The organism is Saccharopolyspora oryzae, from assembly GCF_027853915.1.
Taxonomy (GTDB): domain Bacteria; phylum Actinomycetota; class Actinomycetes; order Mycobacteriales; family Pseudonocardiaceae; genus Saccharopolyspora; species Saccharopolyspora oryzae.
This window is the reverse complement of sequence record NZ_JAQGLA010000027.1, coordinates 35557-59137: the sequence shown is the minus strand read 5'-3', so window position 1 is coordinate 59137 and position 23581 is coordinate 35557. Positions and strand designations below refer to the sequence as shown.

At 67.9% G+C, this 23581-nt stretch carries 22 protein-coding genes and 1 tRNA gene; 15 read left to right on the top strand and 8 right to left on the bottom strand.

The features are described from left to right. Nucleotides 1-25: 25 nt before the first annotated feature. On the bottom strand, nucleotides 26-1423 hold the full coding sequence (locus OU415_RS18145) for an MFS transporter (RefSeq protein ID WP_270950048.1): 1398 nt from the start codon (nucleotides 1421-1423) through the stop codon (nucleotides 26-28). An 84-nt stretch (nucleotides 1424-1507) separates the two neighbouring features. On the opposite strand from OU415_RS18145, the gene OU415_RS18140 reads away from it, so the two are divergent. From OU415_RS18140 to OU415_RS18110, 7 genes are all read left to right on the top strand, one after another. Beyond that, the gene (locus tag OU415_RS18140) at nucleotides 1508-1891 is read left to right on the top strand and encodes a winged helix-turn-helix transcriptional regulator (protein WP_270950046.1); all 384 of its coding nucleotides are present in this window, start codon (nucleotides 1508-1510) and stop codon (nucleotides 1889-1891) included. A 67-nt stretch (nucleotides 1892-1958) separates the two neighbouring features. Then, complete coding sequence (locus tag OU415_RS18135; protein ID WP_270950044.1) at nucleotides 1959-2549, top strand: DinB family protein; 591 nt, start codon at nucleotides 1959-1961, stop codon at nucleotides 2547-2549. A gap of 94 nt (nucleotides 2550-2643) precedes the next feature. Continuing rightward, nucleotides 2644-3024: a hypothetical protein gene (locus OU415_RS18130; protein ID WP_270950043.1), complete on the top strand. Its 381-nt coding sequence runs from the start codon at nucleotides 2644-2646 to the stop codon at nucleotides 3022-3024. Beyond that, complete coding sequence (locus OU415_RS18125) at nucleotides 3006-3440, top strand: type II toxin-antitoxin system VapC family toxin (protein ID WP_270950042.1); 435 nt, start codon at nucleotides 3006-3008, stop codon at nucleotides 3438-3440. The genes OU415_RS18130 and OU415_RS18125 overlap by 19 nt, the downstream gene beginning before the upstream one ends. A gap of 387 nt (nucleotides 3441-3827) precedes the next feature. Then, nucleotides 3828-5150, top strand: a complete 1323-nt coding sequence (locus OU415_RS18120; protein WP_270950041.1) for an NAD(P)/FAD-dependent oxidoreductase — start codon at nucleotides 3828-3830, stop codon at nucleotides 5148-5150. 311 nt (nucleotides 5151-5461) lie between these two features. Further along, nucleotides 5462-6589, top strand: coding sequence for an ATP-grasp domain-containing protein (locus OU415_RS18115; protein ID WP_270950040.1), 1128 nt, complete (start codon nucleotides 5462-5464; stop codon nucleotides 6587-6589). Nucleotides 6590-6681: 92 nt separating this feature from the next. Continuing rightward, nucleotides 6682-6755, top strand: a tRNA-Leu gene (locus tag OU415_RS18110). A gap of 35 nt (nucleotides 6756-6790) precedes the next feature. On the opposite strand, the gene OU415_RS18105 is transcribed toward OU415_RS18110, so the two are convergent. Beyond that, on the bottom strand, nucleotides 6791-7003 hold the full coding sequence (locus OU415_RS18105; RefSeq protein ID WP_270950039.1) for a hypothetical protein: 213 nt from the start codon (nucleotides 7001-7003) through the stop codon (nucleotides 6791-6793). Between the two features lie 256 nt (nucleotides 7004-7259). Here OU415_RS18105 and OU415_RS18100 point away from each other — a divergent pair, with 256 nt between their 5' ends. Next, nucleotides 7260-8966, top strand: a complete 1707-nt coding sequence (locus OU415_RS18100) for a hypothetical protein (RefSeq protein WP_270950038.1) — start codon at nucleotides 7260-7262, stop codon at nucleotides 8964-8966. A gap of 20 nt (nucleotides 8967-8986) precedes the next feature. Here OU415_RS18100 and OU415_RS18095 read toward each other — a convergent pair whose 3' ends face one another. The 3 genes from OU415_RS18095 to OU415_RS18085 all read right to left on the bottom strand — a co-directional run bounded on the left by OU415_RS18095 (nucleotide 8987) and on the right by OU415_RS18085 (nucleotide 10979). Further along, nucleotides 8987-9727: a cutinase family protein gene (locus tag OU415_RS18095; RefSeq protein ID WP_270950037.1), complete on the bottom strand. Its 741-nt coding sequence runs from the start codon at nucleotides 9725-9727 to the stop codon at nucleotides 8987-8989. Nucleotides 9728-9930: 203 nt separating this feature from the next. Further along, a complete protein-coding gene (locus OU415_RS18090) occupies nucleotides 9931-10128 on the bottom strand; it encodes a DUF397 domain-containing protein (RefSeq protein ID WP_270950036.1) in 198 nt (65 codons plus the stop codon). After that, a complete protein-coding gene (locus OU415_RS18085; protein WP_270950035.1) occupies nucleotides 10119-10979 on the bottom strand; it encodes a helix-turn-helix domain-containing protein in 861 nt (286 codons plus the stop codon). Before OU415_RS18085 ends, OU415_RS18090 begins: the two co-directional genes overlap by 10 nt. Before the next feature lie 103 nt (nucleotides 10980-11082). Here OU415_RS18085 and OU415_RS18080 point away from each other — a divergent pair, with 103 nt between their 5' ends. Together OU415_RS18080 and OU415_RS18075 are read left to right on the top strand one after the other, a co-directional pair. After that, nucleotides 11083-11301, top strand: a complete 219-nt coding sequence (locus tag OU415_RS18080) for a zinc finger protein (protein WP_270950034.1) — start codon at nucleotides 11083-11085, stop codon at nucleotides 11299-11301. Nucleotides 11302-11339: 38 nt separating this feature from the next. Beyond that, nucleotides 11340-11594: a hypothetical protein gene (locus tag OU415_RS18075; protein ID WP_270950033.1), complete on the top strand. Its 255-nt coding sequence runs from the start codon at nucleotides 11340-11342 to the stop codon at nucleotides 11592-11594. A gap of 114 nt (nucleotides 11595-11708) precedes the next feature. Here OU415_RS18075 and OU415_RS18070 read toward each other — a convergent pair whose 3' ends face one another. Continuing rightward, nucleotides 11709-12254, bottom strand: a complete 546-nt coding sequence (locus OU415_RS18070; protein ID WP_270950032.1) for a GNAT family N-acetyltransferase — start codon at nucleotides 12252-12254, stop codon at nucleotides 11709-11711. Between the two features lie 168 nt (nucleotides 12255-12422). On the opposite strand from OU415_RS18070, the gene OU415_RS18065 reads away from it, so the two are divergent. The 4 genes from OU415_RS18065 to OU415_RS18050 all read left to right on the top strand — a co-directional run bounded on the left by OU415_RS18065 (nucleotide 12423) and on the right by OU415_RS18050 (nucleotide 17669). Then, on the top strand, nucleotides 12423-15158 hold the full coding sequence (locus OU415_RS18065) for a DEAD/DEAH box helicase (protein WP_408641864.1): 2736 nt from the start codon (nucleotides 12423-12425) through the stop codon (nucleotides 15156-15158). Nucleotide 15159: 1 nt separating this feature from the next. Continuing rightward, a complete protein-coding gene (locus tag OU415_RS18060) occupies nucleotides 15160-16008 on the top strand; it encodes an SWIM zinc finger family protein (RefSeq protein ID WP_270950031.1) in 849 nt (282 codons plus the stop codon). A gap of 62 nt (nucleotides 16009-16070) precedes the next feature. Beyond that, nucleotides 16071-16418, top strand: a complete 348-nt coding sequence (locus OU415_RS18055) for a ParB/Srx family N-terminal domain-containing protein (RefSeq protein WP_270950030.1) — start codon at nucleotides 16071-16073, stop codon at nucleotides 16416-16418. Nucleotides 16419-16472: 54 nt separating this feature from the next. After that, a complete protein-coding gene (locus OU415_RS18050) occupies nucleotides 16473-17669 on the top strand; it encodes an MFS transporter (protein ID WP_270950029.1) in 1197 nt (398 codons plus the stop codon). Between the two features lie 79 nt (nucleotides 17670-17748). Here the strand turns inward: OU415_RS18050 and OU415_RS18045 are convergent, their stop codons facing one another. Continuing rightward, a complete protein-coding gene (locus tag OU415_RS18045) occupies nucleotides 17749-19788 on the bottom strand; it encodes a YhgE/Pip family protein (protein ID WP_270950028.1) in 2040 nt (679 codons plus the stop codon). Between the two features lie 5 nt (nucleotides 19789-19793). Next, entirely contained in the window at nucleotides 19794-22514 is a 2721-nt protein-coding gene (locus OU415_RS18040; RefSeq protein ID WP_270950027.1) for an MMPL family transporter, read from the bottom strand. Between the two features lie 161 nt (nucleotides 22515-22675). Between OU415_RS18040 and OU415_RS18035 the strand changes: the two genes are divergently transcribed. After that, the gene (locus OU415_RS18035; protein ID WP_270950026.1) at nucleotides 22676-23323 is read left to right on the top strand and encodes a TetR/AcrR family transcriptional regulator; all 648 of its coding nucleotides are present in this window, start codon (nucleotides 22676-22678) and stop codon (nucleotides 23321-23323) included. Nucleotides 23324-23581 lie beyond the last annotated feature (258 nt).

Here is a 23581-nt window from a genome sequence, read left to right as displayed (position 1 = left end):
AGATAGGCAGCCAACCGGCTGCATGTCAACGCGGACCACGCGGGATGGCGAGGGTGAGGAACGCGGTCGCGACCATCGCCGCCGCGCCGATCCAGCCGGCGGTCTGCAAGCCGTGGGCGCCGCCGATGGTGTTGGCGATCCCGACCAGGACTGCAAGGCCGACAGCACCGCCGATGTACTGCGACGTCGAGGTCAGCGCGGCGGCGACCCCTTGCTGCTCGGCGTTCGTGCCGGTGGATGCGGCCAGGAAGATCGGCGGGAATCCGATGCCCGCGAACAGCGCCCAGGCGATCACGCCGGGGAAGACCGCCCAGTACGAGCCGTCGGGGGTCAGGCACGCCGCGAAGATCCCCATGGCCACGCCGAATCCCGCCATTCCGGTGAACAGCGCGACCCGCAATCCCCAGCGCTTCAACAGGCGGGGGAACAGCACGCCGGAGCCGATCATGCTCAGCACGCTCATCGGCAGGAAGCCGAGCCCGGTGGTCAGCGCGCCGTAGCCGAGGACTTCCTGCAGGTAGGTGGTGAAGACGTAGTACTGGGTGGCGATCGCGCTCATGAACGCGAAGACCACGGCGACCGCCACCGCGAGGTTCCGGTTCCGGAACATCTGCAGCGGGACGAGCGCGTTGCGCGAGCGTCGCTCGAGCGCGAAGAACGCCACGAGCAGCCCCGCGCCGAGGATCAAGCAGCCTGCCGCACGGAAGGTCGCCCACCCGATCTCAGGGCCGTTGACCAGTCCGAACACCACCGACGTCGAACCGGCGGTCGCCAGCGCCGCCCCCGGCAGGTCGAAGTCGCGGAAGTCCGGCCCGACGCGCTTGCGATCCGCGGGCAGCAGGGTGAATCCGGCGATCGTGGCGAGGATCGTGAACGGGACGTTGACGAACAGAACCCATTCCCAGCCGAGGAATCCGGTCAGCACGCCACCGCCGAGCGCGCCGAGCGCAGCGCCGGAACTCCCGGCGATGCCCCACACCGCGAGCGCGTTCGTGCGCGCCGGTCCCTCCGCGAAGTTGGTGTTGATCAGCTTGAGCGTGGACGGGATCAGCAGCGCGGCACCCAGGCCCTGGACGGCGCGAGCGGCGACGAGCATCTCCGGTCCCGCGGCCAGGCCGCCGAACAGTGAAGAGATGCCGAAAAGCACTGCGCCGACGAGGAAAACGCGCCGCGCGCCCAGCCGGTCCGCCGCGCGGCCGCCCGCCAGCAGGAAGCCGCCCAGCGCGACGGTGTAAGCGCTGACCACCCACTGGAGCGATTGGGGGCTGAAGGCCAGTTCGCGCCCGATCTCCGGCAGAGCGACGAAGACGATGTCGAAGTCGACGGCGACGACCAGCTGGGCCAGCGCCAGCAACGCCAGGACCGCGCGAGGGCGGTGCTTGCGGCTGGTCGGCTCCCGCAGGTCGTGGTGCGTGGTGGACACGGACTTCCCCTCTGCTCTTGGTGCACGATTTGTTACAGGGGTGATGTTCTGTGATCCTGGGCTGACCTGGAAGGAGGCACTTTCATGTCCCGGAGGAACACCGATGTGTCCGACCAGTTCAGCGAGCACGCCTGCGCGCTGGCCGAGGTCGTGGACCGGGTGAGCGGCAAGTGGGCCATCGGTGTGCTGGTCGCCGCGGCGGCCGGTCCGATCCGGTTCACCGAGCTGGAGCGGACCGTCGAAGGCATCAGCCGGCGCATGCTGACCCTGACCCTGCGCAACCTCGAACGCGACGGGCTGCTGATCCGCACCGTCTACCCGACGGTGCCGCCGAAGGTCGAGTACGAGCTCACCGACGTCGCGCGCGAACTGCACGAGTCGCTGGCCGGCCTGACGGCCTGGGCCGAACGCCACCGCACCACGATCGCGGAGGCCCGCAGGGCCTACGACGCGAAAACCGCTGGCTGACCGGGCATCCTCCGCAGCCCGCGCAAATCGGTGGTGAACGTCGGTGCTGCGTGGGAGGTTTCGCGGTATGACGGGATCTGATCCGAAGGCTGATCTGAAGCTGTACCTGAAGTCCGCTCGCGAAGCGCTGCTGTGGAAGCTCGACGGGCTCTCCGAGTACGACGTCCGCCGCCCGCTGACGCCGACGGGCACCAACCTGCTGGGGCTGGTCAAGCACGTCGCGAGCATGGAGGCCGGGTACTTCGGCGTCGTGTTCGACCGGCCGTTCCCGGAGCCGCTTCCCTGGTTGGGGCCGGACGCCGAGCGCAACGCGGACATGTGGGCCACCGCCGACGAGTCGCGCGAGTGGGTCGTCGACTTCTACCGCCGGGCTTGGGCGCACTCGGACGCCACGATCGACGCCCTGGAGCTGGACGCGCCGGGCCGGGTGCCGTGGTGGTACAGCGATCGGAACGAGGTGACGCTGCACCGGATCCTGGTGCACGTGATCGCCGAGACCGACCGCCACACCGGCCACGCCGACATCGTCCGGGAGCTCATCGACGGCCAGGTCGGGCTGGTCGACGGCAACGACAACATGCCGGATGCCGACCAGGCGTGGTGGGAGGACTACCGCGCCCGCCTGGAACGAGTCGCCGAGGACGCGTCCCGGGACTGAATCCCACGGGTTCGAGAACACGCTGGAGTGAACTTCGCTCGCCAGCGTCTTCGCAGGTAGCGGTGAAGTTACCACCGCCGGTAGCATCTTCGTCATGAGCGCGTTGCCGAACGAGCCCGCGGGCAGCCATGAGCGGGGGAGGGACTTCACCGAGCGGTTGGCTCTGCTGCTGAGCCAGTACCGCGAACTCGACGAGCCCGCGCGGGACGATGCCGTGGAAGCGGGCTCGTCGGGCAACGCGCGGTCGCTGGGGCGTGCGCGGAAGGTCAGCGTTTCGATGCCCGAGGACTTGACCGCTGCGGTTCAACGCAGGGTGGGGCGGGGCGAGTTCAGCCAGTACGTGACCGATGCGGTGGCCAAGCAGCTCGAACTGGACCTGCTGGCCGAGCTGTCGGGTCTGCTCGACGCGGAGCACGGTGAGCTTCCGGAAGAGCTGCTGGCGGAGGCGCGGACGGCATGGCCGGACGCCGAGTAGCGGCCGGCGGAACGCTGGTCCTGGACAGCGAGGGGGTGGCCAAGCTTGCGAGCGGAGATGCGCGAGCCCGTTCGTACCTGGAGATCGCGCGGACGCGGCGGGCCAGAGTCGTCGTCAGCGCGATAACCCTGGCGGAAGTGCTTCGCGGCGGAGCTCGGGACGCCTTGGTGCATCGAGTGCTCTCGCGTGTCGTCGTAGTTCCGGTATCGGCCGAAATCGCCCGCACAGCTGGAGAAATCCTCGGTGCGACGGGCTTGTCCGGTCACCGCTGCGCGATCGACGCGGTCGTCGCGGCGACGGCTCTGGATCTCGCGCGCCCGGTGGTCCTGCTGACCAGCGACCCGGACGACCTCAACCAACTCGTCGACGAGCCGGAACGACCAAAGCGCGAACGAGTAGTGGTCCGCCACGTCTAACGGATCCGCGATCGCCGAATCATCGGCTGAACCGGGGTTCGGTCCAGGTGGTGACGGGTAGTTGCGCGAATTGGTTGCTGGGGAATGGTCCTGATCCGGTAGGCAGGTCGAGGTGAACGTCGCGTGAACGAATTTGGGGAAAACGGACAGGTAGTGATCGGGTTCGGGCATCGCCGCACAAGATTCGGTAGGGTGGCCAGAACCAGCCCTCATGACACCTCGGTGGCGTCATCGCGACACCACCGCACACCACCCCTCCGGGGTGCGTACACAGCGCGTTCTCCCGTGCACGCCGCGTTGATCGTGATCGAGACCACTCGCGACTGGCGTCACATTAAGGGGGGTCGGCGCAGCGCGAACACGGTACGTGGTGCGACCATGTGAACCATGGCTGGTAAATCCGATCCCACGCGGATTCTCATCCTCGGCGGCGGTTACGTCGGCATGTACACGGCACTTCAGCTGCAGAAGAAGCTGGGGCGCCGGGAAGCCTCCGTGACGGTCGTCGATCCTCAGCCGCACATGACCTACCAGCCCTTCCTCCCGGAAGCGGCCGCGGGCAACGTTGAGCCCCGCCACGTGGTAGCGCCACTGCGACGAGTGTTGAAGCGGTGCCACGTTGTCACCGCCGCTGTCACCGAGATCAACCACGACCAGAAGGTCGTCACGGTCGACAACCCGCAGACGGGTTCCGAGCAGATCGCCTACGACGTGCTCGTCGTGGCGCTGGGCTCGGTCTCCCGGTTGCTGCCGATCCCCGGCCTCGCCGAGGAGGGCATCGGGCTCAAGACCGTTGGCGAAGCGACCTACCTGCGCAACCACGTGCTGGGCAAGATGGACGCCGCCGCGAACACCGACGACGAGGAGCTGCGCAAGCGGCTGCTCACCTTCACCTTCGTCGGTGGCGGGTTCGCGGGCGTCGAGGCGCTGGCGGAGCTGGAGGACATGGCCCGCTTCGCGACCCGCTACTACAACAACATCAAGCCCGACGACATGTCCTGGGTGCTCGTCGAAGCCGCTGGCCGGGTGATGCCCGAGGTCAGCGAGAAGATGGGCGTCTACGTCGTCAACGCGCTGGAAGAGCGCGGCATCAAGGTCTACCTGAACACCTTCCTGAAGTCGGTCGAGGGCGGTCACGCGGTCCTGTCCGACGGCACGGAGTTCGACACCGACACCCTGGTGTGGAACGCGGGTGTCAAGGCCAACCCGGTGCTGAAGAACAGCGACCTGCCGCTCGACGAGCGCGGCCGGGTCAAGGCCAGCACGCACCTGCAGGTCGAGGGCCTGCCGGGTGTGTGGGCCGCCGGTGACTGCGCCGCGGTGCCGGACCTGTCCAAGACCGACGAGAACCCCGGTGCGACCTGCGCGCCGTCGGCTCAGCACGCGGTCCGGCAGGCCAACCAGCTCGCCAAGAACGTGCTGTCGTCGCTGCGCGGGAAGCAGACCAAGGAGTACCGGCACGCCTACGCCGGTTCGGTCGCCGGCATGGGGCTGTACAAGGGCGTCGCCGACGTCTACGGCTTCAAGGCCAAGGGCTTCGTGGCGTGGTTCATGCACCGCTCGTACCACGTGAGCCGCATGCCCACCTTCAACCGCAAGCTGCGCATCATCATCGACTGGACGCTGGCCTTCCTGTTCAAGCGGGAAGTCGTGTCCCTGGGCCAGATCCAGAACCCGCGGGCCGCGTTCGAGCGCGCCGCGGAGAGCTGATCTGTACGGTCGGGGTAGAGGCGACGAAGCCGCGTGTCGCACTGGCACGCGGCTTTCTTGCGTCGAGGTTCTGCTCCGTGCGGGCTAATTGATGATCAGATACCCTTGACAGTCCGTAGCGAGTAATCGAAGACTGTTCCTCGATGTTCGCCTGAACGGGTAAGTCGTGCGGGGGAAGGGGTGAATCCCTTGACGCTGAAGGAACTGGCTGCCTTGTTGCGCAGCGGCGCGGTCGAGAAGGGTCCGCTCGCCGATTTCGCGGCGGACTACCGCGAGGCGGCCAAGGTCTTCCGGAAGAAGGACGACTGACGATGGCATCGGCCGAGGGGCAGCCCGCCGGCACCGGAGGTGTCTCCGAGCCGTCCCTGCGCCCCACGCCGATGCTGCTGCAGGGCCAGGACTACTTCTTCCGAGCCCCCGACACCCCGCTGGACTTCCAGGAGCGGATGTTCGCCGCGGACCTGGTGGAGGACGATCCCGGTGACCCGGTGCCGTGCGTGCTGGTGCTCGCCCGCGCCTCCGACATGGAGATGAACGAGCTCTCCCTGGCGCTGGCCGAGCACGACGTGCGCATGGTGCGCATCGACGCCGACCGCTGCCTGGACCTGCCGCTCACCATCTACGCCGACACCCCGCTGGTCGAGTTCCACCGCTGGTTGCTGCGCCCGGTGCTGGTCTGGCGGCGGCACTTCGACATCGATGCCGTGCCGGTCGACCCGACCACGGTGCACGGCGCCTACGTCCGCGAGCAGTGGCGGGCGGTGGCCAACTGGCTGTCCTGCCGGAACGACTGGGAGCGGGTGAACTCGGTGCGCGTGAGCGAGCACCTCGACCGGCTGACCCAGCTGCAGGACGCGGCGGCGGTCGGCCTGCGGGTGCCCCGCACCTCGGTGACCACCATGCCCGGCCGGAGCCGGCCCGGCGGCGGGCGCTGCATCGTCAAGACGGCCGGCCACCACCTGCTCGAACCCGAGCCGGGCGCGCTGCGCGGCCTGTTCCCGCAGCCGCTGGACATCCGCCGCTCCGGCGAAGCCCTCGAACCGGCCCCGGTGCTGGTCCAGCAGTACCTCGACTCGGACCGCGAGCTGCGCGTGTTCGTGGTCGGCGACCGCACGATCGGTTTCCAGGTGCAGAAGCTGGACCCGGCGCAGCTGTGGGTCGACCCCGAATCGGTGGTGGTCGAACCGGTCGAGGTCCCCGCCGAGCTCTCCGAGCGCCTGCTGGAGCTGTGCCGGAACTGGGGGCTGAACGTGGCGGGCTTCGACCTGCTCGGCGTCGGCGACGACTGGGTGTTCCTCGAGGTCAACGTCAACTGCGACTGGCGCTGGTTCGAGCACAGAGCAGGCTCGACGGCGGTGTCCACGGCGGTCCACGACTGGATCAGAACCCGCTTCGAGGAGCTGGCGGCCACGGCGACCGGCGGGTGGGGCCGGTGCTGAACCAACCGACCAGGTGCGAATTACCGGAACCGGGAACCGATCCGAGCGCCGCAACGTCGTAGTGGTGCGGCCGGCATTGTGCCGACCACCAGGCCCCCGTAGCCCAATTGGCAGAGGCAGACGACTTAAAATCGTCCAAGTGTCGGTTCGAACCCGACCGGGGGCACTCTCCGCATCAACACCCTCCGCGGTGGCTCTGGATCATCTGAACGGGATGGTCTGGGGGAAGGCCTGGAGGAACGCCCAGACGAGCCCGGACACGACGGCCCCGATCCCGGCGAGTTGCCCCGGAGTTCGCGCGCGTCGCTTCTCGTTCTTCCGCTTCGCCCGGATCAACTGGGAGATCAGTCCGACGACGAGCCCGATGACCGCTCCTGCGGCTACGACGAGCAAGGTCGCCACCACAGCTGGCATGGCGTTCCACCTCCTGAGCCGGACGTTGGGCCCCCTCGACCAGGCGCGCCAGGGGCGAACGGCCCCGAAACCGCCGCTCGACGCGCTCGGGTTCGGCGCATCTGCCCGGACGTGACTTTCGGCTCTGTCGGGCGGTGCCAGGCCGAGTGTGCTTGAGCCGAGAGGTTCGCAACGGCGGCGGATCATCGATCGCCGGATGGTTGCTCAAGGCGACGTGCATTCCCCGCCGAGCAACCGCGCGATGGGAGGTGCGGCGATGCCGAGCGAGGGGGAGCTGCTCAGCCAGGTCCTGCAGAATTCGATCATCGATGCGCAGCACAAGGTGGAATTCTTCAACGCTTGCCGGAATTCCTTCCTCCTGAAGATGTCGAGCGGAAAGCACCTCCCCACCGATATCTACGACCCCGAAGGCCCGGTGACGTACCAATACGAGGCGAACTGGCTGCAGGAAAACATTTCGAATGCGCAGCGGGACCTGGAGCACCTCAAGGCGTTGCAAGGCAAGTCCTACACCTCTTGGTCCGCTCGAACCGACGAGCTGCGCGCCTGGTACCTCGGCGAAACCACCAGCTCCAACCCGTACGCCGACGCCGAGTCGTACCAGGACTACTGGGAGGGGCTGCAGCGCAGCGCGGCGAGGGACGTGGACTTCGTCGACAAGATCCGCAGAGAACCGCAATGGACGAACAACCCGTACGGGAACCCCGTTGCGCAACGACCGCTCCGAATCCCCAGTTCGAGGCCCGCTGACATCGTTGACGAGACCGTGCCACCAACGCTCCCGTCACCAGGCAGGCCGAATGCGGGCGCCAACGCTGCGGAGGTGGCCGCCGCAGAAGAACCTGCGGTGCCGGGTGCGGCGGACGATCTCAAGAGCGTCGCCGCGACCGACGTCGCCGGCTTGGCACCCGAAGTCGGGGCCTTGGAGGCGACCGCCGTCGAGTCGAGCCAGAGCGTCGCGTCCGATGCGGGGCTGGTCGGGGGCGTGGTGGCGACCCTCGAAGTCACCTGCGGCAACGCCATTTCCTGGACCATGGGGTTCGTCGGAACGGTCATCAGGGGCGTGGCAACCGCCGTGGGTTGGCTGGCCGGTTTGATCGGCGGCTGGGACGTCCTGATCACGGTCCTGCTGGCAGCTGCCACCGCCACGTTCGTCTCCCACGTGTGGGATTACCTGAACGGTCCCGCCATCCCGCCGCCAACACCGCCCGCGGTGCAAGCTCCTCCTGTACCCGGTCCGGTTCAAGGCGGCACCGGAAACCCGGGAAACGGGGACAACAACTCGAACCAGGGCTCCAACAGCGGGGACAACGCGAACCAAGGCGCCAGCTCCAGCAGTGGCGACAACGGTTCTGGTTCGAGCACGTCCAGCGGTAGCGGGAATCAGAACTCGAACAGCGGGAACAACTCGAACCAAGGCTCCAGCAGTGGGGACAACGGTGCCGGTTCGAGCACGTCCAACGGCAACGGGAATCAGAACTCGAGCAGTGGGGACAACGGTTCCGGTTCGAACGCGCCCAACAGCAACTTGAACCAGAACCCGAACAGCAACAGCAACTCGAACACCGGGAACCAGGACTCGAACAGCGGAAGTCAGAACACGAACAGCGGGGACAACAGCTCGAACCAGGGCTCCAGCAGCGGAGACAGCGGCTCCGGTTCGAACGCGTCCAACGGCAACGGGAGCCAGAACCAGAACAGCGACAACAGCTCGAACAGCAACAGCAACTCGAACAGCAACAGCAACTCGAACAGCAACAGCAACTCGAACAGCAACAGCAACTCGAACAGCAACAGCCAACAGGGAGAGCAGAGCGGATCGTGCTCACCTTGCGGTGGCAACAGCAACTCGAGCAGCAGCAGCGGAGGTCAGAACAGCACCGGCGGTAGCGGCACCGGCGGCGGCAGCGGATCTAGCGGCTACGGTTCCGCCTTCCACGTCAACATGACCAACTGCTGCTGAGATACGCACCCGTTCCTCGTTCACTTCGTCGAGGCATTGGTCACCAGGGTTTGCACCACGCTCTGAATGGCATTCTTCGTGTACGAACAATGGATCCCGCAAGCTGTTTGCAGGTTCCGAGCGTCTCTGAATTGGCCGACGACATCATTGCCGTACCCTTCGCCGCACACTGGATCTCGGGGGAGGCATAGTGATGTGAAACGGTCCCCCAGCGGCTTTGAGGGAATGTAGGGATTGATTCCCAGGTTGGCCCTTCGTGCAAGTCCTTGTCCGTGATCCCCGTTGTCCCATTGCGGATCGCCGAGCACGAGCACGGCTGCGATTTGAGACAGCTGGGTGGAGTCGGCATTTTGTATCCACTGATCGATGATCCATGCGCCTTCCGAATAGCCGACAAGGACGAGGCGTGCCGGGTGGCAGCGGTTGGCCGCGTTGGTCGCAGCATCTTTGAGGTCGCCCGTGGCGCGCGAGATGGGGTCGCGATTCTGTTGATCTACGATTTGGCTGAAAAATTCGGAGAACGTCAGCTTCGGGTGGTTGAGGAACACGGCTCTGGATTGAAGTCCTCTTTTCTCCGCCAACGAGTTGAACTGGGTCCAGACGGTCTGGATGGTGGGCGAGGAACTGTCTTCGTTGAGTCCGTGCAGGCCGATGAACGTGAAGGGGCATTCAGCAGCGCGCGCTGCGGGGACAACGGGCTCTTGCCTCCCGGCTCCCGTCGCCGTCGGCGTTAGGAGTGCCAACGGCAGCAGTACCAGCATGAGCAAGATCGTCGAACGGTGACGAAGCATGGTTGTTCACCTTCGCGCGTAAGGCTGCTCCGGGCACTGTCGCTCCGACAGGTGGCGCCGTGCAGAGGACTAATGCCCACATCGCCCACGGCGACACGTCACTGGTCCGCTGAGGCTCCGCAAAGAGAAGCTCCGCCTGATCACGATCAGGCGGAGCTCTTGGAGTTCGTCAATCAGCGCAGGTCGAACCGCTGAGCCTTGACGGCCCCGAGGAAGGTCGTCCAGGACTGCTGATCGAACGCCAGCGCGCCTCCATCGCGATCCTTCGTGTCCCGCACCCCGATGACGCCGGAGCCGCCGCCGACCTCGACGCAACTTCCGGTCTGTCCGCTGTAGCTGGACTTCTTCCAGGTCATCTGGCCTAACGACATGACGACGTGCCTTCCATTTCCTCGGCGATCGACTTGATCAGATCTTTGGACTCGTTGCTGGGCAACGCAATGCTTCGGAGGTCGTTGATCGCGTTCTTGTAGGCGGCGATGTCCTTCGCCTCGAAGAGGAACCCCGAGGCGTGGAAGTGTTCCAGCTGGACGATGGACGGCGCCTTGGTGAAGTCGTAGAGGACGAAGGCGCCATCGAGAGCTGGCGTGTACCGGGTGAGTCCGTTCGGAATCACGGACACGGTCACGTTGTCGAAGTCCGCCATGCGAAGTACGTGGTGAAGCTGCGCGGCCATGAGCTCGTTTCCGCCCAGCGGCTGTCTAAGCGCGTGTTCGGAGACCAGGACTTCGAGCGTTGGGGCGGACTTGGAGAAGAGGACATCACGTCTGGCCATGCGCAAGCCGACTCTGATCTCGCGTTCCTCGACGGTGAGCCCGTGCATGATCTGGCGTGCGTAGTCCGCGGTCTGGAGAAGTCCTGGAACCAGGTTCGGTGCGACGTCAACGATGCGGCAGGCTGACCGTTCGAACTCCGCCAGGTCCACCAGGTGCTTGTGCGTGCTGGGCGAGCTCCGGGCGAAGGTGTTCTTGTCGCCTGCGGTGCGGGCGAACTCGATGATCTCCTCGTATCTGGTACCGGTAACTCCCAGTGTTCCCAAGATCCGCGCTACGTCCTCTGGTCGAGGCGTCCGGGTGCCGGTCTCGTAGCGAGAGATGGTGACGTGGGTGGTTCCAACTCTGCTTGCGAGCTCGCGGACCGTGAGGCCGATTTGCTTGCGGCATTCACGAAGTTCGGCGCCCAGTAGTCGCGCTTTGGGCGTGTGATCGGTGGTACCGGGCATGAACCAACCATAGCCCGAATGGCGGCGTGATCATGATCCGTCGATCGTGTACTAGCGAGTTTGTTACCGGTACCAGAAGAATGGAACCAGGAAGGAGCTGGTCATGTCGATCAACGAGTACCTGACCTACATCTGGCGTCCGGTGACCGGTGGGCGTCATGCATTTCCCATCGCGGCGCGGAAAGTTCCGGCTGGGGACGTCGTCACTGCCTACTGCGGTGTGGAGGCCGATGCTGCCGAAATTCATGACCGGACCGAGGTGGATTGGGTTCGGGAGAAGTCCTGCATGGCCTGCTGGCGGATCCTCGCCGACCGCACCTGACCTGCTCGTCCACCCTTCGTCTTCGAGGAGGAAACACCATGTTCTGGCTTCACCTGAGCGCACTCGTGCTGATCAACGCGATGATCGCGGCCCTGTTCGTCAGCTCCACCGCGATGCGACTGCCGCTGCTCACCCGCGCGCAGCACGCTGGTGCGGGGGAAGGCGCCTACAACGTCTGGGACCTCATCGCCCAAGTCGAGGCCGAACGGGATCGGGAGATGCCGGAGCCTCCGCAGTTCCCAGACCGCGACCCGGATGACGAGCCCACGGGTCGCCACCACCTGCGCATCTGAATTCTGACCACCCCTGAGCTGGGCTGGTGCAGATGCCTCCCCGACCACTGCACCAGTCCACCCCGATGGCCGGGCGCGCCTCCCTCCCCGCGCCCGGCCATCGGCCTGTCCGGCTCAAAGCGGGGACAGGACCATGAGGATTTCGTCGCGGTCGTCGTTGGGGGACAGGCGGAGGGCGCCGGGCCAGCGGCCGATCTCCTGCCAGCCCAGACGGCCGTAGAAGGTCTCCAGGCCGACGCCTGCTCGTGCGGCCAGGTGGAGCTGTTCCAGTCCCATGTCGTCGCGGGCCACCTCCCGCAGGAAGGTCATCAGGGCTGTTCCGATGCCTTGGCCGCGGAACTTGGTGTGGGACTGGACGTGGTGGACCGTGCCCCAGTGCGCCACCAGTGGATCGCGATCGCGGCGGACGTTGAGCCAGCCCGCCAGCTCGTCGTCCACCGTTGCCACGACCAGTCTGCTGAGCTGCGGGTCCAGCGCCGTCACGATCCGCTCCGCGGCCGGCCTGACCTGGTCGGAATCCACTGGCGGGAACGGGAATCCGGCTGCGCCGCCGGCGTTGGTGACGTCGACCCAGCAGTCGACGAGCGCATGCGCCAACTCGTGCGCGACGTCCTCGGGGCGGCTGATCTGCTGCAGGACGACGGGATTGCGGGTGCTCACGAAAGCCAGCCTCGCACCGCCAACCGACAGTTTTCGGCGCTGGTCAGGACTCGTGAGTGCCGATGGTTGTAATAGCCACTATCGCCACTCACGAAGACTCGTGGGAACGGGAAAGCCTGGCGTGTTGTTTACGGTACGCTGTACGGGATAGCGGATCTGGAGGTGCGGGTGGGGCTGGGTCGGTGCGCGGTGGTGTTCGAGGTCGGGGGCGTTCCGCGGGCGGGGGTGTTTGTCGTTCACGACCCGGACGGCGGGGCGGAGGTCTCGGCCGGGGAGTCCGGTGATGCGGTCGTGACGTCGCTGGAGGACGGCGCGGTCGTTGCTCGGCGCGTTCCGGTGCGGCGGATTCCGCTGGTCGAGGCGTTGCCGTTGTTGGTTTCGCTGGATGGGGATGTGCATCCGGCTGCGGGTTTTTGGGGTGCTGCGGCGAAGTTGGCGTTGCACATGGTTGCGCGCGGGCGGGTGTTGCCGGGGGTTCACGAGAGCGGTGTTGCTGCGTGGCGGATGGGGCCGTTCGACGTCGTCGACGTTGAGCGGTTGCGTGCGCTGGCTTCTGCGATGCTGGCTAGTGCGCGGGCGGTGCCGGTGGATCCGGACGCTGATCCGCTGATGTTGCCCGACGCCGAGGGGCTGCTGCGCGCGTTCTTCGACGGGGTTGCCGACGCGATGCCTCGGATTCCGGGCGCTGTTGGGGTTTACGCAGCTCAGGAAGGCTATGCGGCCGACGAGGAGCTTCGCGAGTGGGCGCAGCAGGTCGCTGTGGGCGTTGATGCGGGTCTGCGCGTGAGCTTGCGGCTGGAGCTGCGCGGTGACTACGGCGATGCTCCGTTCACCGCTGTGGTCCGGCTGCGGAATCTCGCCGATCCGACGCAGGTGATCGACGCCGAGGCGTTGTGGGCTGGGGAAGCGCACGGCTTCGGCGAGCGGGCGACGTTCGAGGCGATGCTCGCGGTGCGTCGGGCTGCTCGCGCGTGGTCGCCGTTGGAGAGCCTGTTGGCCGGAGCTGAGCCGGTCGAGTTGGAGCTGGTCGACGAGGACGTCGTGGACCTGCTCGGGGGTGGCGAGGCGCGGTTGGCGGCGATGGGCGTCGACGTCGAGTGGCCGCCGGACCTCTCCCGCGAGCTCAATGCGCGGGTCGCCGTGTCCGCGCCCGGTGACCGGCCCGATGATGTTGCCGCTTACCTGCGGGAATCCTCGCCGTTGCCGATGTCCTGGCAGCTGACCCTCGGCGGGGCGCCGCTCACCGACGTCGAGATGGATCTGGTGGCCAAGTCGCGTCCGGTGGTTCGGCTGCGCGACCAGTGGTTGCTGGTCGAGCCCGAGTTGGCGCGGAAAGCGCGGGAGCGGGCGTTGCCGCCGCTGCCGGCTTATCCGGCTTTGGGCAGCGTGCTGGTCGGTAGCGCGGTCATCGAGGGCGTCCGCGTCGAGGCTGTCGGGACGGGTTGGCTCGGTGAGCTGGGCGATCGGATCGCCGATCCCGATGGGGGATCGGAGGCGCTCGGGCAGCCGCTGGAGCTGAGCGCGACCTTGCGCGACTACCAGCAGCGCGGTTTGCGGTGGTTGGAGCGGATGACTTCGCTGGGATTCGGCGGATGTCTGGCCGACGACATGGGTCTGGGCAAGACGATCATGCTGATCTCGCTGCACCTGCGGCGCGCGTCGGGGCCGACGTTGGTGGTCTGCCCGGCTTCGCTGCTGAGCAACTGGGAGCGCGAGATCGAGAAGTTCGCGCCCGGCACGCCGGTGTGCCGGTTCCACGGGACGGAGCGGTCTTTGGCCGGTGCAGCAAGCGGTTTCGTGCTCACCACGTACGGGACGATGCGCGTTGACGCGTCGACGTTGGCTGCGCACCGCTGGGGAATGGTCGTCGCCGACGAGGCTCAGCACGTCAAGAACCGTTCGAGCGGCACGGCGAAGGCGCTGCGCGAGATCCCCGCGGACGCCAGGGTCGCGTTGACCGGTACGCCGGTGGAGAACGACCTGAGCGAGTTGTGGGCGATCTTGGACTGGACCTCACCCGGGCTGCTCGGGCGGATGGGTGAGTTCCGGGCAGAGTGGGGTCGAGCGGTGGAGGAGGGGCGGGACAACGCGACCGCGCAGCGGTTGTCCCGGCTGGTGCGGCCGTTCCTGCTGCGGCGCCGCAAGAGCGATCCGGGCATCGCGCCGGAGCTGCCGCCCAAGACCGAGACCGATCACCTGGTCGCCCTCACCGCCGAGCAGATCGAGCTGTACCAGCGGGTCGTCGACGATGCTATGGATGAAATTCGCGGCAGCACAACGGAAATCGCCCGGCGGGGTCTGGTGCTCAAGCTGCTGGTCGGGCTCAAGCAGGTGTGCAACCATCCGGCGCACTACCTGAAGGAAGACACGGCGTCGGCCGCTCGCTCGGAGAAGTTGCAGGCGCTCGACGAGCTGCTCGGCACCATCATCGCCGAAGACGGTGCGGTGCTGGTCTTCACGCAGTACGTGCAGATGGCGCGGTTGCTGGAGAAGCACCTGGCCGACCGCGGGGTGCCCGCGCAACTGCTGCACGGCGGCACGCCGGTGGCCAAGCGCGACGAGATGGTGCAGCGGTTCCAGGCCGGTGAGGTGCCGGTGTTCCTGCTCTCGCTCAAAGCCGCTGGTACCGGGCTCAACCTGACCCGGGCCGACCACGTCATCCACTACGACCGCTGGTGGAACCCCGCCGTCGAGGAGCAGGCCACCGACCGGGCGCACCGGATCGGGCAGGACAAGCCGGTGCAGGTGCACCGGTTGATGGCGCAGGGGACGTTGGAGGAGCGGATCAGCGAACTCCTCGTGCACAAGCGGGAATTGGCCGACGCGGTCGTGGGTGGTGAAGCCGCGCTGAGCGAGCTGTCCGACGCCGAGCTTCGGCGACTGGTCGAGTTGAGGAGCGCCTGACATGTCCTACTACGACGACTTCGAGGACGAACCGGTGCGCGCGGAGACGTTCCCCGCGTTCCCGCCGGGCAAGCGGTACGGCAAGAAGTTCGCCGACACCTGGTGGGGCAACGCGTGGATCGAGGCGATGGAGTACACCGCGCTCGACCCGGAACAGCTGAAGAAGGGGCGCAAGTACGCGTTCGCCGGCCAGGTCGGGGCGATCACGGTCAGCCCCGGGCGGATCTCCGCGCCGGTGCACGACGGCGACCCGGACCAGCCGTACCGCACCGAAGTCCACCTCGCGGAGCTGACCGGTGCCGGGTGGGAGCGGTTCCTGGACCGGGTGGCCGGCCGGGCCGGGCACATCGCCGCGCTGCTCGACCGGGACATGCCGCCGGACCTGGTCGACACCGCCGAGGACGCGGGCGTGCGCCTGCTGCCGAGCTTCGGCGACCTCGAGACCGAGTGCGACTGCCCGGACTGGGACAGCCCGTGCAAGCACGCGGCAGCGCTGGCCTACCAGGTTTCCTGGCTGATGGACCGGGATCCGTTCGTCCTGCTGCTGGTGCGCGGCCGGGCCGAGGACGAGCTGACCGAGGAACTGCACCGGCGCAACGCCCGGCAGGGCGCGGACGACGGCGAAGCCACGTCGGGAACTCCCGCTGCGGAGGCATGGGCGGCTCCGGTCGTTCCGCTGCCGGACGGGCCCGGTCCGGTGCTGGTCCCGCCGCTGGACCTGGCACCGCTGCTGGTGGACGTGGAGGTCGAGGAGCCCCCGGTCGACACCGCAGCACTCGCCGAGCTGGCGGCCGACGCGGCGGCCCGCGCTCGCACTCGCTTGTCCACAGTAGACGGCACGATGGTGTGAACCCTGGTTCCGCAGTTTCAATTGAAACTGTGATCCGTCGTGGGTGGGATCTGCAGTTTCAATTGAAACTGCAAATCCCGCCTGCGGTCTCGGTCGAGCCCGGCGCCCGGCTGGACGACCCGGGATCGTTCACCTGCGAGCTGCCGCGCGGCGAGGAGACCTCGGACAGCACTGCGGCGGTGAAGACCGCGGTGATCGGACCTGGCGGGGAGCCGTACCTCACCGACGGGCACCACACCCTGACCAGCTTCGCGGAAACGCCCGATGGCGGTCAGAACATGCACGTCCGGTTGCGGGTGGTGGCGAACCTCAGCGCGCTCTCGCCGGACGAATTCTGGGCCGAGATGCAGCGCCACGCTGGCAAGCTCGCCTACCTGTTGGAGTACAAGCGGGCCCACGGGATCTCCTGACGGTTTCGAGTCATATGTCCAGGTGCGGGCGCTGGGTCTGCTTTGCTGCCCGTTGTGCTCGAACCATTGCGGCATCCCAGTTTTCGCTACCTGGTCGCTGGCCGGACGATCGTCTACCTGGGGAACGCGATCGCACCGGTGGCGTTGGCGTTCGCGGTGCTCGACGGGCTGGGGTCGGTTGCCGAGATCGGGCTGATCGTGGCCTGCCGGTCCGCGGCCAACGTGCTGCTCCTGCTGTTCGGCGGGGTGCTCGCGGACCGGTTTCCCCGGCAGCACGTCCTCACTGGGGCGAGCCTGCTGGCCGCGGGCAGCCAGGGTCTGGTCGCAGTCGCGGTGCTGCAGGGATTCGCGACGGTGCCGCTGCTGGCCCTGCTCAGCGTGGTCAACGGCGCGGCTGCAGCGGCTGCTTTGCCGGCGTCCTCCGCGCTGATCCCGCAGACGGTGCCCGCCGACGTGCTGCGTCCCGCGAACGCGCTGGCCCGGATGGGCACGACCAGCGCCATGATCGCGGGAACCTCGGCCGGTGGACTGCTGATCGCCGTGACGAGCCCGGGGTGGGGACTCGCGGTGGACGCCGCGGCTTTCGCCGTCGCAGCCGCCTGTTTCGCGGGGATCCGGGTTCCGGCGGTCGCTGAACGCGGAGCTTCGGTCCGGGCCGAACTGCGGGAAGGCTGGCGGGAGTTCCGCTCGCGGCGGTGGGTGTGGGCGGTGGTGCTCCAGTTCCTGGTGGTCAACGCCGCGGTCGTCGGCGGGATCAACGTGCTGGGGCCGAAGATCGCGGAGGACACCGTCGGGCGAGGCGCGTGGGGACTGGTGCTGGCCGTGCAGATGGTCGGCGCGCTGTGCGGCGGCCTGATCGCGGCTCGGTGGTCGCCGGAGCGCGCCTTGCTGTTCGGGTGCGCGGTCGTGGTGCTGGACGCGATCCCGTTGGTGGTGCTCGCCGTCTCGCCCGTGCTCTGGTTGCTGCTGGTGGCGATGTTCATCAGCGGGATCGCGATCGAGCAGTTCGCGGTGGCCTGGGAAACCGCGCTGCAGCAGAACATCCCCGAGGACCGGCTGGCGCGCGTGTACTCCTACGACGCGCTGGGATCCTTCCTCGCGATGCCCATCGGCGCAGCCCTGATCGGTCCCGTCGCGACCAGCGTCGGCGACGAGTCCGCCCTGCTGATCATCGCGGCGAGCATCGTCGTCGCAACCGCAGCCGTCCTCACCGTCCCCGAAGTCCGCAACCTGCGCTCAGCGTCCGAATGACGGTCGTGAGTGCGTAACAGTGTTCGAACACTGTTACGCACTCACGACCCCCCAGCACCACACCATAAGGTGAAGATCGCTACCAGACCGGGGGAGTGGGGCGGCGGCGGAGCTGTTTGGCCGGGAGGACACGGGACCGGTCCGTTGCCAGCACGGTGATCAGGAGGCCTGCGACCAGCCAGGCCGCGAGTTGGAGCGCTCCGCTGATGGCTCCGCCGGAGCCGGTGACGATCGCTGAGAGGGCGTGGACCGCTCCGTGGGTCGGGAGGATCGCGCTGATCGTCTGGAGAGTGCCCGGGATCGTGGAGACCACTCCGGTCGCTGCCGCCAACACCAGGACCGCGATCGACACGATCCGGCCGGGGTTGCCGAACAAGGCGGTCAGGGCTTGGTTGAGCGCCACGAACGCCAGGGCCGCCAGGAGCGTCACTCCGGCGAAAGCCGCCCAGGAGCCGAAGGACAGGTCCAGGAACGGGGCCAGCGCCGCGCTGACCACGACCGCGCCGATCGCCGCGATCAGCACGCCGGGGAGCAGCGAGGAGAGCACCAGGCGCCAGGTCGAGCGGCGGGAGCTCGCCGCGTCGGCCGGGACCGCCCTGGTCACGGCGTAGATGCCCAGCGCCGCCGTCCAGAACGCGATCGCGATCAGCAGGGCGATCAGCGACTTGCCGAAGCCGGGCAGGTCGGACTGCAACGCGGCCGGGCTGGACGCCACCGTCTTGAGATGGGCGCGCTCCTCGTCGGTGTAGTTGGGCAGCTGGTCGACGGCCGGGGCGATCTTGTCGGCGAACTGCCGGTTGCCGTCGGCGACCTGCTCGGCGCCGGAGACCAGCTGGCCCACGCCGCCGTCGAGTTCCTTGACGCCGCCGTTGAGCTCTTGAACTCCGCCGTTGAGCTGGTTCAGCCCACCGGACAGCTGCTGCGCACCGCTGCTGAGCTGGGTACCGCCGTCGGCGAGCTGGCCGATGCCGGAGACCAGCTGGCCCGAGTTGTCGGCGAGCATCCGGGTGCCCTTGGCGACCTGCTCGGAACCGTAGGCGAGGCCTTCGAAACCGTCCCGGGCCTGCTTCACCGGCTGCTGGATCTTGTCCTTGATGCCGTCCAGCGCGCCCTCGCGCTGGTTGACCTTGTCGACGTCCGCGCGCAGGCGGGTGCAGAAGTCCGTCGTCAGGCCTTCGACCGGGCACTGCGCGGCGAGCTCGGCGAGGCCGTCGAGCTTGGGGGAGTCGGGGATCTGGTCGGTCGCGGCCAGGATCTTGTCGGCGAGCGGGACGAACTGGTTCGCCATCTGGCGGTTGCCCGCCGCGACCTGCTCCGCGCCGTCGGCCAGCTGCCGGGTCTGCGCGGGCATCTGCGAAACCTGCTGGTGCAGCTCGTTCAGGCCACCGGAGAGCTGCTGCGCACCATCGGCGAGCTGCGCGCCGCCGTGGGCCAGCTGCGGCACACCGCCGGCCAACTCGTCGACGCCACCGGCTAACTGACCGACACCGCCCGCCAGCTGCTTGGTGCCGTCCGCGAGCTGCCCGCTGCCGTCCGCCAGCTGCCGCGCGCCGTCGACGGCGGTGCCGAGCTGGCCGTGCATCTCGGAGAACCCGCCGTAGAACCCGTCGAGCAGCATCTCCAGGATCTGCTGGTTGAACACCGAAACGCTCTGCCGCGCAGCGGCTTCCACCGCCGCCGCGTCAGCGGGAGCCGCGACCGGCGAGGTGTCCACGGAGATCCCGGCGCGGGTGGCGTCCATCGGCTTGCCGGTCATCGCCGACGCGGTGTTGCGGGAGAACTCCGCGGGGATGGTCACCGCCGCCGCGTACCGGCCGTCGGCCAGGCCTTCCGACGCCTCCTCGGCGGAGGTCATCTGCCAGACGTAGCCGGAATCGGTGCTGTTGACCAGCTTCGCGGCCATCTCCCGGCCCAGCGGGGCCAGCTGGCCGTTGATCGTGGTCGGCTCGTCGCTGTTGACCACCGCGACCTTGGCGGCGCCGTGCTGGCTCATCGGCGCCCAGAAGGCCCAGGCCAGCACGCCGACGACGAGCACCGGGACCAGGGCGAGCCCGATCCAGGTGAGGCGGCCGACCGATCCGCCGGCGCGCCGGGTGGCGTGCGTGAACGGGTTCACCATTGCCCTCAAACCTCCTGGAGGCGGCCCGACAACACGTCCGGCCGCGCGGAAAGCCGCAGAACGTCGACCCGGTGGTCCGGCAGCAGGTCGGAGACCAGGCCCGCGTTCTGGAAGGTCACGACGAAGCTCACCGGCGATCCGTCCGAAGTGGACGAATTCCGGAGCAGGCCGGCCAGCTGGCGGCGCTGGTCGGCGGAGGAGATCGCGTCGACGTCGTCGAGCAGCACCAGCCGCACGCCTTCGGCCACCGCCTGCCGGACTTCGGCGGCAGGTTCAGCGGAGTCCCGGCACTGCACCAGCGCGGTCCGCGAGCGCACGGCCCGCGCCCGCTGCGGCAACAGCAGCCCGGCCACCCGGAGATCACCCCGCACGGTCCGGACCCGGCCGCCGAGCGCGTGCAGCAGCGCGGACGCCTCGTCGCCCTCCACCGCGAGCACCCCGCCGGGCCGCAGGCCGATCCGCACGCCGCCGAGGACCTGGTCGCCGCGGTCGTCGTGGATGCTCACGTCGCGGGCGCTGACCACCTCGTCGTTGCCCGGCCACTCGGCCAGCCGCAGCTCGTGCTGCAGCGCCTCGCCCTCCACGTCCAGCGCGGGCAGCCGCCGGGCCAGCCAGCGCGGCAGCCACCAGGCCTTGTCGCCGAGCAGCGCCATCACCGCGGGCACCAGCGTCATCCGCACCAGGAACGCGTCCACGAACACGCCGACCGCCAGGCCGAGCGCGATGGGCTTGATGTTGGCGTCGCCGTGCGGGACGAACGCGGCGAACACCGAGATCATGATGACCGCGGCGGCCACCACCACCGGCGCGACGTTGGTGAAACCGGCCTCGATGGCCCGCTTCGCGTCGCCGTGGTGGCTGTACTCCTCGCGCATCCGGGAGACCAGGAAGACCTCGTAGTCCATGGCCAGCCCGAACAGGATCGCCATCAGCAGGATCGGCATGAAGCTGATGACCCCGCCGACGTGCGCGATGTTCAGTGGTCCGGCCAGGTGCCCCTGGTTGAACACGAACGCGATCGCGCCGAACGTCGCGCCGACCGACAGCAGGTAGCCGAGCGCGGCCTTGACCGGCACCCACACCGAGCGGAACACCATCGCCAGCAGCACCAGCGTCAGGCCGACCACGATCACCGCGAACGGCAGCAGCGCGTCGAAGAGCTTCTCGGACAGGTCGATGCCGATGGCGGTCACGCCGGTCACCGCGATGCCCGCGCCGTACTTCTCGGCGAAGTGCGGGCTCATCGCCCTCAGCCGGTGCACCAGGTCGGCGGTCTCGTCGGCTTCGCCGCCGGTGGTCGGGATGACCTGGATGATGCCGGTGTCGATGGTCGGGTTCGGCGTGGCCATCGGCACCGCGGCCACGCCCGGCATCGCGCGGATCTCGTCGGCGATGCCGTTGACCTGCCCGAGCGGGTCCTTGGTGCCGATGATGTCGGTGGTGATCATCAGCGGGCTGTTGAAGCCGGGACCGAACTTCTCGGCGATGTGGTCGTAGGTGTCCCGCGCCGGGGTTCCGACGGCCTGCGCGCTCGCGTCGGGCACGGACAGCTTCAGGTCGGCCATCGGCAGCGCGCACACGCCGAGCCCGGTAACGACCAGGACGATCGTCAGCAGCGGCGCCTTGGTCGCGGCCCGCACCCAGGTCAGCGCGAACGAGCGGCGCTCGCGACGCGGCTTGGCGGCGCGACGGCGCCGGACCTTGACCGGCCGCAGCCGTTCACCGGCGAAGCTCAGCAGCGCCGGGATGATCGTGAGCGCCACCGCGACGCCGATCGCGATCGCGACACCGGCCAGCACGCCCATCGTGGTCAGGAACGTGATGCCGGGGACCGCCAGCGCCAGCAGCGCGATGATCACCGTGACGCCGGCGAAGATGACGGCCGAACCGGCGGTGGCCACGGACCGCGCGATGGACTCGTCGACGTCGACGCCGTCGGCGAGCTGTTCGCGGTGCCGGGACACGATGAAAAGCGAGTAGTCGATGCCCACGGCCAGGCCCAGCATCACGCCGAGCATCGGCGCGGCCGACGAGACCTCGGTGAACGCGGTCGCCAGCAGCACGATCGTCATCGACACGCCGACGCCGACGAGCGCGGTGACCAGCGGCATCACCGCGGCGATCAGCGAGCGCAGCAGCAGCATCAGCACCAGCAGCGCGACGACCACGCCGACCGCTTCGGTGGCGCCCATCTCGGGCATCGCGTTGGCGAAGATGTCGCCGCCGATGTGCACCGAAGCGCCCTCGCCGAGCTGCTGCTCCAGCGCGTGGGCCTCGCCGAGCAGGTCGTTCTTGACCTGCTCGGGGAAGTCCAGCGGCGGGAAGTCGAACTGCATGTTGATCAGACCGGTGCTGCGGTCCGCGGAGACCTGGTTCTTCACCAGGTCGTCCAGCGGACTCATCACCGCGCCCACGCCGTCCCAGCCGGAAACGCGGTCGATGAGCCCCTCGAAGGCGTGCCGCACCTCCGGCGAGTCGACCTGCTCGCCCGGCGGCACGGTGAACACCAGCTGCGCCCGCGAGCCCGTCATCTGCGGGAAGACGTTGTTGAGGTGGTCCAGCGCCTCCTGCGATTCAGCGCCGGGGATCTCGAGGCTGGTCTCCATCCCCTTCTGCAGGAAGAACGCGCCGCCGCCCAGCACGGCGAGCAGCGCCAGCCACGCGACCAGCACCCAAGTCCTGGCGCGGACCACGGCCCGCCCGAGTCGGTACAGCGAAGACGACAACCGGAACACTCCCGCAGCGAGGATCGATACACGGCGCATGCGATACGCGGTGCATGCGATACACGATGTATTCAATGCACACTGTATGTTTCCCGGGACCCCGCGAGGCCACCTCGCGCGGGAAATTGTGAGGCGAAACACCGAGCGGGAGACTCAAGGTCATGACCGACCAGCCGCAACGACGCGAAACCCGACGACGCGCGGAAACCCGTCGACGGCTGATCTCCGCTGCCCGGGAGGTGTTCCTCGAGCACAGCATCCGAGACGCGCCGGTGGAGCTGATCTGCGAGGCAGCAGGCTTCAGCCGCGGCGCCTTCTACTCCAACTTCGCGACGAAGGAAGACCTCTTCCTGGCGGTCTACGAGGAGGAGATGGCCGCCCGCATCGACCAGACACGGGAGATCATCGAGAAGGCGGTAGCCCCCACCGGCGAAGAGCGCTCGGTGCACCAATCGATCCTCGAGATCGGTGCGGCCTGCGCGGAATCCCTGGTCGCCGACAAGACCTGGTACCTGCTGCTGACCGAATTCCGCGCGCACGCCCTCCGGAACCCGGAACTGCGCATGCGAGCGGGCGAGTACCTGGTCCAGGTCACCGAAGCGGTCGCGGAGCTGATGCAGCACGCCCTGGACGAACTGGGCATGCGCCCAGAGGTCGACACCCGAGACGCCGTGAGGGCCCTGATCGCGATCTACGACGCAGAACTGGAACGAGCGGTCTTCAGCAACAGCGACCCCAACCTGAGCACCCTGTTCACCGAAATCTTCCCCAGAATCGCAGCAGCCCTCATCACCCCTCGCGAGGACTGACCGGACCCGCGTCGTCCCCTGATTCGCGCCCTCCTGCCCGGCGGCCCGGGCTGGCTCCGCAGATCTACAGTTTCAATTGAAACTGTGGTCCCACGGCGTGTCCGGCGCCCGACACGCCGGAGGGTGTGGACAGGTCGTCCGGCCTGTGGAGAACTTGTGCGATTTCAATGGAAATTGGACGTCTGATTTCCATTGAATTTGCGTTTCTCGGGCGATGGCCAGGGGAGCCAGTCGCGGTTGGCTCTTGGTGTCGGCGCG

Bases quoted from the DNA above. Each gene is read 5' to 3' on its own strand.
- OU415_RS18140 (WP_270950046.1), top strand. From the start codon at position 1,508: ATGTCCCGGAGGAACACCGATGTGTCCGACCAGTTCAGCGAGCACGCC.
- OU415_RS18135 (WP_270950044.1), top strand. From the start codon at position 1,959: ATGACGGGATCTGATCCGAAGGCTGATCTGAAGCTGTACCTGAAGTCC.
- OU415_RS18130 (WP_270950043.1), top strand. From the start codon at position 2,644: ATGAGCGCGTTGCCGAACGAGCCCGCGGGCAGCCATGAGCGGGGGAGG.
- OU415_RS18125 (WP_270950042.1), top strand. From the start codon at position 3,006: ATGGCCGGACGCCGAGTAGCGGCCGGCGGAACGCTGGTCCTGGACAGC.
- OU415_RS18120 (WP_270950041.1), top strand. From the start codon at position 3,828: ATGGCTGGTAAATCCGATCCCACGCGGATTCTCATCCTCGGCGGCGGT.
- OU415_RS18115 (WP_270950040.1), top strand. From the start codon at position 5,462: ATGGCATCGGCCGAGGGGCAGCCCGCCGGCACCGGAGGTGTCTCCGAG.
- OU415_RS18105 (WP_270950039.1), bottom strand. From the start codon at position 7,003: ATGCCAGCTGTGGTGGCGACCTTGCTCGTCGTAGCCGCAGGAGCGGTC.
- OU415_RS18100 (WP_270950038.1), top strand. From the start codon at position 7,260: ATGCCGAGCGAGGGGGAGCTGCTCAGCCAGGTCCTGCAGAATTCGATC.
- OU415_RS18095 (WP_270950037.1), bottom strand. From the start codon at position 9,727: ATGCTGGTACTGCTGCCGTTGGCACTCCTAACGCCGACGGCGACGGGA.
- OU415_RS18090 (WP_270950036.1), bottom strand. From the start codon at position 10,128: ATGTCGTTAGGCCAGATGACCTGGAAGAAGTCCAGCTACAGCGGACAG.
- OU415_RS18085 (WP_270950035.1), bottom strand. From the start codon at position 10,979: ATGCCCGGTACCACCGATCACACGCCCAAAGCGCGACTACTGGGCGCC.
- OU415_RS18080 (WP_270950034.1), top strand. From the start codon at position 11,083: ATGTCGATCAACGAGTACCTGACCTACATCTGGCGTCCGGTGACCGGT.
- OU415_RS18075 (WP_270950033.1), top strand. From the start codon at position 11,340: ATGTTCTGGCTTCACCTGAGCGCACTCGTGCTGATCAACGCGATGATC.
- OU415_RS18060 (WP_270950031.1), top strand. From the start codon at position 15,160: ATGTCCTACTACGACGACTTCGAGGACGAACCGGTGCGCGCGGAGACG.
- OU415_RS18045 (WP_270950028.1), bottom strand. From the start codon at position 19,788: ATGGTGAACCCGTTCACGCACGCCACCCGGCGCGCCGGCGGATCGGTC.
- OU415_RS18035 (WP_270950026.1), top strand. From the start codon at position 22,676: ATGACCGACCAGCCGCAACGACGCGAAACCCGACGACGCGCGGAAACC.